Source organism: Caballeronia sp. LZ003, from assembly GCF_031451465.1.
Lineage (GTDB): Bacteria > Pseudomonadota > Gammaproteobacteria > Burkholderiales > Burkholderiaceae > Caballeronia.
On sequence record NZ_JARUXJ010000256.1, the window covers coordinates 1 to 8,920 of the forward strand.

Below are 8,920 nucleotides of genomic sequence, written 5' to 3' on the forward strand. Positions count from 1 at the left end.
GCTCGAACGTCACCGCTGGCGCGGCGAGGACTTCGAGACACAGGCGCAATACGTGCGCGAGATCACCCGGCGCTATAACGTCACCAAGATCACGGTCGATGCAACCGGCGTCGGTTACGGGCTGTATCGGCTGGTTCAGCAGTTCTTTCCGCGCACCTACGCATTGCAATATTCGCCCGAGCTCAAGACGCGACTGATTTTGAAGGCGCAGTCAGTCATCACAAACGCACGACTCGAATTCGACGCCAGCTACACGGACCTGGTGCAGTCATTCATGTCGATTCGGCGATCGATGACCCCGAGCGGCAGCAAACTCACCTACACCGCCGCACGCAGCCAGGAGATCGGCCACGCCGATTTGGCCTGGGCCTGCATGCATGCGCTCGACAACGAACCGCTTGAAGGCGCGACTCGCGCTCGCAGCACTGTGGAGTTCTATTAATGCTTGTCACCTCGATCAGCAGCGCCAGCGAAATCGCCGCGCGCGACTCACTCAGCTCAATTACCACATTCGAGTTTGGCGACGCCGCCACCGCGCTTGAAGCGCCCGACATCTTCGACTATCGCGAACTGTGGACGATTAACGGCTTTTTCGAGCCCCCATTTGTCGAACTGGACTGGCGAAATCGCTTCGCGCGGGCACCCATCACGCCTCCGCCCTGTACTTCAAGCGCAACGTACTCGCCTCGACGTTCATCCCGCATAAGAGGTTTTCGCGCGAATCGTTCAGCCGCTTGGCGCTGGATTATCTGACCTTTGGCGATGCCTACCTCGAACGCGAAACCAATTTGTTAGGCAAGGCACTCAACTACCGGCCGACCGTCGCGAAATACACGCGCCGGATGACGGATCTGGAGCACGTGGCGCTGATCGACGGATACCAGATCGCCCATACTTTCGAGCGTGGGTCAGTGTTTCAGCTCGCCGAGCCCGATGTGAACCAGGAGGTGTACGGCATGCCTGAGTACATCGCGTCACTTCAAGCGGCGTGGCTCAACGAGTCCGCGACGCTGTTCCGCCGTCGCTACTACGCTAATGGTTCACATGCCGGTTTCATCCTGTACCTGAACGATCCATCGGTCGATCTAGAGGATGTGGACGCAATCCGTCAGCAGCTGCGCGAGACCAAGAACCTCGGCAACTTCCGAAATTTGTTCGTGCATTCGGCCAGTCGCGACGGCAACGGGAACAAGGGCTCGCTCGAGTTAATTCCGATATCGGAAGTGGCCGCCAAGGATGAATTCTTTAATATCAAAAATATCACGCGCGACGACAGTCTCGCCGCCCACCGCGTACCACCGCAACTGATCGGTATCGTGCCAAGCAACACCGGCGGATTCGGTGCGGCCGACACTGCCGCGCGCGTGTTTGGCTACAACGAAATCCGACCTTTGCAGCAAAAATTCCGGGCGATCAACGAATGGGCCGACGAGGAAATCGTGCGATTCGAGGACTACGCTGTGCCGCCTGCAACAACATCTAATCACGCTTAGGAGCGAAACATGAGCAGTTTGAAAACGCAATTCGAATACGCCGAACCGGTCGCCATCGGCATGAACACGGCGGGACTGAACGAGTCCGCGACGCTGTTCCGCCGTCGCTACCACGCCAATGGTTCACATGCCGGTTTCATCCTGTACCTGGATGATCCATCGGTCGATCCAGAGGATGTGGACGCAATCCGTCAGCTGTTGCGCGAGACCAAGAACCTTAGCAACTTCCGAAATCTGTGCGTACATCCGGCCAGTCGAGACGGCAACGGGAACAACGGCTCGCTGGAGTTGACTCCGATATCGGAAGTGGCTGCCAAGAAGTAATTTTCTAACATCGGAAATATCTCGCGCGATGATAGCCTCGCCGCCAACTCCCCCGAGATGATGAACGACGAGTCACCGATTGTCGCACTGACACCGGTCGAGCGTGATTTTTCGAGCCTGCGTCTGGACGCGCACACCGCGCGTCAAAGTGCGTCTGGAAATATCCTCCGAAAGTCGCCGAAACCCGCGTCGCGTCGGCCTGCGCCCGTCCAACCTTTTGCGTCTGAAAACGCCATTTTGTTTTGGATGGCAGGCGCGGAGGGGACTGCGATTTTCGAGGTCTCGCGAGCGGCTTCTCCCGTCGCCCTCCTCACGCGAAACGGCACCATCCGCTGTGTGTGAGCGTCTTGCCCTGGCGGCGACGCTTGAGGTGTACTTGGATCGAGTGAAATTGTCGGCAGCGAGATGGTTTGCGTTAATGTCGTTTGTGACGCGCTTAACTTTAGATGGGTGGCAAGGTGCGGTAGACGTGGCTGAAATCGCCCAACTTCGGTCACTCGACAAGCACTCGTACATCGCTGACAATTAACTACCTACTACAATCTAAGGTCACTTCATGATTCGATCCGCAGAGAGCTTCTACGATGACATGGCATCCTCTTATCACCTGATTTTCGACAATTGGGATGAGGCGATCGAGCGTCAACGTGCGGTATTGGCACCGCTCATAAGCGAATCCGGTGTCCTCGGCACCATCCTCGACTGCGCATGCGGAATCGGTACGCAAGCGTTGAGTCTCGCACGCGCGGGGTATAAGGTTGAGGGTACAGATATATCGAAGACGGAAGTTGAGCGAGCGGCGCGGGAGGCTGCTCTGCGAAATCTGAGCGTCGAATTTCGCGTGGACGATATGAGGCTGCTCGTCACGTGCAAGGCGCAATATTACGGCGCGGTTGTGGCTTTCGACAACGCCATTCCGCACCTGGATAGCGACGAGGAGATCGCCCAAGCGCTGACGGCAATGCTCAGATGTCTAAGAGCGCGGGGTAAGATTTTTGTTAGCTTGAGGGACTACGGCACGTTGCTGACTCAGCGACCGATTGTGCTGCCACCATCACTGTTCATGGACAACGGTCTTCGCCGCATTGTGCATCAGGTGTGGGACTGGCAAGACGCTCGGCGTTACACGGTCCATTTGTATATCACCCGTCAGACAAGCGGTCTTGACTGGCAGTTGAGCCATTTCGTTGGTCGCTATCGGGCTATCACGCCCGAGGAGTTAGCGACTCTTGCTATGCAGGTCGGATTCAACGACGTACAGGTCCTGTCACCAACTGTCACTGGCTATTACCAACCGATTGTTACGGCGACGGCCCCGTAGTCTGCCCTGTTCGGTTGAGCTTCGAATGGCGGCTGCCGTGAACGATGACCGTCCCTTGTGGGTGGCGTGCCGCCGGTGAGCGGCAGCGGTCGCTTAGGCATGCATGAGGCGCATGCTGGCCAGATGCGGACATACGACCAGCACCGGCGACCAGCGTTTAGCGGCTGCTTCGCTTCGCGAGCAGCCATCGATTTGTCCTTCACTTTTGCTTGGTTTGAGCGACCGCCGCCCGCCAGGCGAGCAGATAGCTCTGCACGCCAAAGCCGCAAATCTGCCCAGCGACGACTTCGGCGAACACCGAGTGATGCCGGAACAGCTCGCGTGCGTGGATGTTCGCCATATGCACTTCCACGACCGGGCAGGTGAGAATCGCTAGCGCATCGCGGATGCCGTAGCTCGTCGGCATCTCAGTTCTCGATGCCGAGGACCTCAGAGTGTTTTGCTCGGACGAAAGATTCGTTCACTTGACCCACGATGCGGCTACTCAGTATGGCCGGAATGTTGCTCGCGCCGCGATCGCGTCCGGTATCAACTCCGTCTGAGGGTGTCGCGATCGCTCCAGGCGAACTCTTACCCCCTTCGGATCGCATGCATTGGGCGGTTAGCGCGTCGGTGTTGGTTTGAGTCATCGTGCTTTCGACTGCTTAAATTACAAAATGTAATCTAACCGCGCGATGTACAGGTTAGCCGGGCCCGTCACGACCGCCACATCGCCAGCGACTTATGCGGTAGAATTGGCTACACACGCGTGTATCCATGCAGGTTTTCTGTCCAATGCACAGCAAAGACGTAGGTCTCCGTATTCGCGTTGAGAAGGAGCTCCGCGCTGACTTCCAGCGCGCGTGCGACGAGGACGAGCGCGCCGCTTCGGAAGTGATACGGCAATTTATGCGTGAGTTCGTAGAACAGCACGCTAATCGAAGACAGCAGAGCTTGTTCGCGGAGCAGCACAAGCCTGAGAATTCACAACAGAGAAATACATGAGCGACTTCTCGTCACTAGAAATGTGCGCGGGCGCTGGAGGTCAAGGCCTCGGGATCGAGATGGCCGGCTTCGACCACGCCGCCTTGATCGAGATTGAACCTCCCGCCTGCGCAACGCTTCGATTAAACCGTCCCGACTGGAACGTAATCGAAGGGGACCTCCGCAAGTTCAGCGGGAAACCCTACAGAGGCATCGATCTGGTAGCAGGCGGCGTCCCCTGTCCGCCGTTCTCCAAAGCTGGCAAGCAGCTCGGCGCAGACGACGAACGTGACTTGTTTCCAGAGGCTATCCGATTGGTGGACGAGTGCAGGCCGCAGGCCGTGATGTTAGAGAACGTCCGAGGATTGCTCGATCCCGTATTTAGTGATTATCGCTTGAATGTCGAGAAGCGTCTCAAGAAGTTGGGGTACGTCGCGGGGTGGCGCCTGCTCAACGCTTCCCACTACGGGGTCTCCCAATTGCGCCCGCGGGTGATTTTCGTGGGTATCAGAAAGGAACTAGCAGACGCATTTGCTTGGCCAGAGCCGCTTAAAGCAGAACCGCCGACGGTTGGCGCGCTCTTGCACGACTTGATGAAGGCAAAAGGCTGGCGCGGTGCGGACCGCTGGCGCGAGATGGCAAATGCGATTGCCCCGACGCTGGTCGGTGGCTCCAAAAAGCACGGGGGTCCGGATTTAGGGCCGACGCGCGCCAAACGTGCTTGGGCGGCCATTGGAGTTGACGGAATGGGACTATGGGACGAAGCGCCCGACCGCGACTTCGTTGGAATGCCGCGGCTTACGCCTCGCATGACTGCACGAGTACAGGGATTCCCGGACGATTGGGCGTTCGCAGGAAAAAAGACGGCGGCGTACCGGCAAATTGGGAACGCGTTTCCGCCGCCAGTTGCAGCAGCTGTCGCGCGCCAGATTCATGCCGCGCTGTCGGTGCAACGCATATTCAAGGTTGCGTGATGACCAACAACGATTCAGCAAACAACAATTTGTTTAGTCCAACGCCCGAAAAGGTTGTTGAGACGATTGCGTCCGATTTCGCATACTTCGCGGAAGCACGCAAGTCTTTCCATGCCTCGCTGCTCAAATCAATCCTGACCATCAGTAGCGATGGCATAGTTAGCAACGCCGACGGGAGCAATGTCGGGAGCAAAAAGATTGCATTGAGCATCGCAGAACAACTTAAGGCAGAGACGATCCAGGAACGTAGCGCAGGACAAACCGCAGGCAACAAGTTCGAGGACTTCGTCGCCGCATTTGTGCGTCAAACTTTCCCGAAGCTTGACCATTTGCGGCCGGGCAGCTGGGATGTGCGTAGGGTCAGCGGTCGGAATCGCTTGGAGATCGCAAAATATGATCAGTATGCTCATCTAATCGCGCTAAACAAGGCTGCAAACGATAATCCGGAACTGGCTGCAGCGTTGGGCAGTGACTACACGATTACGCCCGATATCGTCGTGGAGAGAGCCACGGTTGACGACGAATTGATCAATGCGTCCGAATTGCTGGTGGACGAGAACGTCACGACGCGTGCAGGTCTCCGGAAGAGGAACGGCGGTAAGGCACTCCTGCACGCGAGTATTTCGTGCAAGTGGACAATTCGGAGCGACCGAGCGCAGAACTCGCGATCCGAAGCATTGAATTTAATTCGCAACCGAAAGGGTCGTCTACCCCATGTCGTCGTCGTTTCAGGAGAGCCAACGCCGAATCGGCTCGCGTCAATTGCGCTTGGCACTGGTGACATCGATTGCATGTACCACTTCGCTCTATACGAGTTGCAGGCTGCGGTGGCAACCTTAAACATGACTGACGCTGCGGACCTGCTGGCTATCATGGTCGAAGGCAAGCGGCTCAAGGACATCTCAGATTTGCCGCTTGACTTAGCGGTTTGAGGGCTTAGCGATGGCAATGAGCCGCAATGAGAATATGCGGCGCATCCGCAGCAAGGACACTGCGCCTGAGATGAATGTGCGACGACTGCTGTACTTGCTCGGTTATCGCTACCGCCTCCACCGGAAGGACGTCCCCGGCAAGCCTGACATCGTTTTCATCGCGCGCAGGAAAGCCATATTTATTCATGGATGTTTCTGGCACCAACACGCAGCGTGCAGAGAAGGGCGTCTTCCGAAAAGCAATGCCGGATATTGGCAGCCGAAGCTTGAAAGGAATCAGGAGCGCGACCGGCAAAACCAAGATGCCCTCGCGACACTAGGATGGGATGTAATGGTCGTTTGGGAATGTGAAATCGCTAGCGACCCGACTTTGTCCGAGCGGCTTGTAAATTTCCTAGGGCCGTCCACCTTCAACGACAGGGAGGCAAACTCAGGCAATCAATGAAACTTCCGCTTATTGCGTTCGCCGCATGTCTTATCAACATCGATACGGCCGCTGCCGACTTCACGCCGCCGGTATCCGAAACTTTGCTTTGTACCGTCACGTCGATCTACACCAGTAATGACGACGGCAGCATGCGGAAGATCACAACACTTTCAGAGTTATCTCCTCCCCCGACAAATCATCGGCTTAAAGTTCATGATTGACCGCCCGACGGGCGCGATGGTCGACAAATATCATTCAAAGAAAGGGCTGAACGTCTCAGTGCTCGAATACGGCGATAGTCAGATAGTCAGCAGTCGCACACAGCGATTGAACGAAATAGCAGCGGCTACTTTTGGGTGTCTTATATGGTTATCGACGTATATACCCGCGGACCTCGAAAGCCGTTTAGATACGCGGATACGAATCAGATCGACGCCAGCTTCTGCCAATGAGCGAACAAGCGATGACTTAAACACTATTCCAATACGCTCTGTGTTGAAGCCAACTTTTTTACACCAGCACCGCCTTTACAGATCAATCGACAATGCCGCATCAACTGCATTCCCGTCTAGGGAATAACGGGAATGCAGTCAGCGTGATAGGCGGGCCGTAAGCATCGCTATTCGTTAGCCGTTCTGCTCGAGCCCAACCGCTTTCATGAACGCGGCTAGTGTAATTTCTTCTCCGGTTGCCCATTCCCGGTGTTTCGCTGCGTCATAACCAGAACTAGCCAGCAGACTCGCGGATCTCTCAAGGCATTCCCGATCCGGACGTGCGGGACGCCTGACGCTCTTCGGTTGCGCGAGTCTGGCGGTCGCGGCTATCGCCATGTTCGCGTCGGCCGGCGCCTCGCCGCTCGTCGCAGTGGTCGCGCTATGCGCAGCCATCGCGGGACGGTTCAACGGTTCAACGGTTCAACCAATCTTTTGGACGATGCTCACGAACCGCATCGGCGGAATGGCGGCGGTCCGGCGTGGCGATGGTAAACACGATCGGCAACATCGGCAACTTTGTTTCGCCAAAGGTGAAGGCGTGGGCCGATGCGAGCTTCGGATCCGGCGTGGCGGGTCTGATTCTGCTGAGCGGTGTCGTCGTGTTTGCCGCGGTGCTCTTTATCGGCGCGCCGTTCTCCGCAACTGGCCGTTGAGAAGGCTCTGCACCCGTAGAGCGGAAGCGTCACGGCGGCAAAGATGAATGGCGGTGTGTTTATGCTTTCGCCGTTTCCTGGCGATTATCAAAACGATCATTCGAGCGAGCAAGTTCCAATAGAGGGCAACTCTTGGTGCTTCTTTCGACTGGTCGTCCAACAATTGAGTCGACCGATCGAAAGTCCGATGTGCCGTCGGAAGCAGTCGGCCGAGGGAACGCCGACCGGACAGCTGAATGGGGTCGATTTCAGCCGCTTTGTGCTACTCCGACGTTGGAAGCGTAGCCCGGATAGTTCAGAGTGACGCGGGTCGCAAGCTGGATGTTAAGGGACCTGCAGTTCGAACTCGAATGAGCGCGGTTATTAGCAAGCACTGCGCTCATTGATGCGCGATTTCGGCGTCATTGTCCTTCTTCATATCGGTGTGTTTCGCGCCCGCTGACGAAAACCGCCTCTTCGCCCAGATCTACATCGGCGAATAGCGGCAGCGACTGCCGTCGCCCGAGCTTGGGAATCGGGACGACGGACGGAATCAAATCAATACGTGTGCGGCACGCGTGACCACACCGCACGTTGTCGCACTGAAAATCGATTAACCACGCTGTTTCCGAAAGCTTCTCCATCGCGCGTGCGATCGAGCGCGAGCCACAATGCGGGCATGCAATCGAAAATCTCACGACACCCCCCGTACGCGTTTGGTTGTGCGCGAATTGACTGGCCCACGCAGCCCAGGCGCAACCCCGGTGTGAATCTCCAGCACGACATGTGGATTCGGAGCCTGCGCGGGCGACAGCGAGAACAGGATTTCGAAACTGGCCGGAGCACGGTATCCGCACGACTCACAACAGAAGTACAGGCGACGCAACAGGACACCGAGTTGCTCGCTGTGCCGCACTTCCAATTCTTCGCCACACGATGGGCACTCCATGACCATCGTGCGCGGCTGATCGACGCATTCGCTCATGACGCCACCCATCGCGTTTCGCGTGTCCAAATCGAGGGGCGGCCTCTCGCTTCCGCAAGCGCGTAGTCCGCAAGCCAATCCCCTACGTCATCGGGACTCACGTGAATTTGCTCGACCGCACGTGCAACCGGCCGTGCGTGCAGATCGGAACGCGCATGCCTATCCGGGACATCGGCCGTGCGCCACGAATTCGTCGTCGGCGCACCCCTTCCCGCAGGCTCGCTGTTATCGGCGCGATCGTAGTCAGCGATCCAGTCGTCTAAGTCGCTCGAATCAGGCGTTTGACTCTGCGTACAGTTATTGACACAAGTCCAAGGGCGCGCTTCGCGCGCTAACCCCAATCCCAACTCCCAACTCTTGCGGCTCGAATGACGC

At 57.1% G+C, this 8,920-nt stretch carries 8 protein-coding genes and 3 pseudogenes; 8 read left to right on the top strand and 3 right to left on the bottom strand.

Annotation, left to right across the window (positions count from 1 at the left end; all coding sequences use genetic code 11):
- The 4 genes and pseudogenes from QCE79_RS38275 to QCE79_RS38290 all read left to right on the top strand — a co-directional run.
- Positions 1–442: pseudogene (locus QCE79_RS38275) on the top strand (terminase); the annotation flags it as partial.
- Positions 442–1,493, top strand: a pseudogene (locus tag QCE79_RS38280) (phage portal protein). The pseudogenes QCE79_RS38275 and QCE79_RS38280, both read left to right, overlap by 1 nt.
- A 9-nt stretch (positions 1,494–1,502) precedes the next feature.
- Entirely contained in the window at positions 1,503–1,817 is a 315-nt protein-coding gene (locus QCE79_RS38285) for a hypothetical protein (protein WP_309854128.1), read from the top strand.
- Between the two features lie 556 nt (positions 1,818–2,373).
- Entirely contained in the window at positions 2,374–3,138 is a 765-nt protein-coding gene (locus tag QCE79_RS38290; RefSeq protein ID WP_309854130.1) for a class I SAM-dependent methyltransferase, read from the top strand.
- A 199-nt stretch (positions 3,139–3,337) separates the two neighbouring features.
- Here the strand turns inward: QCE79_RS38290 and QCE79_RS38295 are convergent.
- Positions 3,338–3,535: pseudogene (locus QCE79_RS38295) on the bottom strand (type II 3-dehydroquinate dehydratase); the annotation flags it as partial.
- A 583-nt stretch (positions 3,536–4,118) separates the two neighbouring features.
- On the opposite strand from QCE79_RS38295, the gene QCE79_RS38300 reads away from it, so the two are divergent.
- The 4 genes from QCE79_RS38300 to QCE79_RS38315 all read left to right on the top strand — a co-directional run bounded on the left by QCE79_RS38300 (position 4,119) and on the right by QCE79_RS38315 (position 7,581).
- The gene (locus QCE79_RS38300) at positions 4,119–5,075 is read left to right on the top strand and encodes a DNA cytosine methyltransferase (RefSeq protein WP_309854134.1); all 957 of its coding nucleotides are present in this window, start codon (positions 4,119–4,121) and stop codon (positions 5,073–5,075) included.
- Complete coding sequence (locus QCE79_RS38305) at positions 5,075–6,007, top strand: NgoMIV family type II restriction endonuclease (RefSeq protein WP_309854137.1); 933 nt, start codon at positions 5,075–5,077, stop codon at positions 6,005–6,007. The genes QCE79_RS38300 and QCE79_RS38305 overlap by 1 nt, the downstream gene beginning before the upstream one ends.
- Before the next feature lie 70 nt (positions 6,008–6,077).
- A complete protein-coding gene (locus QCE79_RS38310) occupies positions 6,078–6,452 on the top strand; it encodes a very short patch repair endonuclease (RefSeq protein WP_309854151.1) in 375 nt (124 codons plus the stop codon).
- A 961-nt stretch (positions 6,453–7,413) separates the two neighbouring features.
- A complete protein-coding gene (locus QCE79_RS38315) occupies positions 7,414–7,581 on the top strand; it encodes a hypothetical protein (protein WP_309854140.1) in 168 nt (55 codons plus the stop codon).
- A 401-nt stretch (positions 7,582–7,982) separates the two neighbouring features.
- Here QCE79_RS38315 and QCE79_RS38320 read toward each other — a convergent pair whose 3' ends face one another.
- Together QCE79_RS38320 and QCE79_RS38325 are read right to left on the bottom strand one after the other, a co-directional pair.
- Positions 7,983–8,258, bottom strand: coding sequence for an ogr/Delta-like zinc finger family protein (locus QCE79_RS38320; protein WP_309854144.1), 276 nt, complete (start codon positions 8,256–8,258; stop codon positions 7,983–7,985).
- Positions 8,255–8,557: an ogr/Delta-like zinc finger family protein gene (locus QCE79_RS38325; protein WP_309854147.1), complete on the bottom strand. Its 303-nt coding sequence runs from the start codon at positions 8,555–8,557 to the stop codon at positions 8,255–8,257. Before QCE79_RS38325 ends, QCE79_RS38320 begins: the two co-directional genes overlap by 4 nt.
- Positions 8,558–8,920 lie beyond the last annotated feature (363 nt).

What these genes read in the sequence shown, in the direction of transcription:
- QCE79_RS38285 (WP_309854128.1), top strand. Translation starts at nt 1,503, where the DNA reads ATGAGCAGTTTGAAAACGCAATTCGAATACGCCGAACCGGTCGCCATC.
- QCE79_RS38290 (WP_309854130.1), top strand. Translation starts at nt 2,374, where the DNA reads ATGATTCGATCCGCAGAGAGCTTCTACGATGACATGGCATCCTCTTAT.
- QCE79_RS38300 (WP_309854134.1), top strand. Translation starts at nt 4,119, where the DNA reads ATGAGCGACTTCTCGTCACTAGAAATGTGCGCGGGCGCTGGAGGTCAA.
- QCE79_RS38305 (WP_309854137.1), top strand. Translation starts at nt 5,075, where the DNA reads ATGACCAACAACGATTCAGCAAACAACAATTTGTTTAGTCCAACGCCC.
- QCE79_RS38310 (WP_309854151.1), top strand. Translation starts at nt 6,078, where the DNA reads ATGAATGTGCGACGACTGCTGTACTTGCTCGGTTATCGCTACCGCCTC.
- QCE79_RS38315 (WP_309854140.1), top strand. Translation starts at nt 7,414, where the DNA reads ATGGTAAACACGATCGGCAACATCGGCAACTTTGTTTCGCCAAAGGTG.
- QCE79_RS38325 (WP_309854147.1), bottom strand. Translation starts at nt 8,557, where the DNA reads ATGGGTGGCGTCATGAGCGAATGCGTCGATCAGCCGCGCACGATGGTC.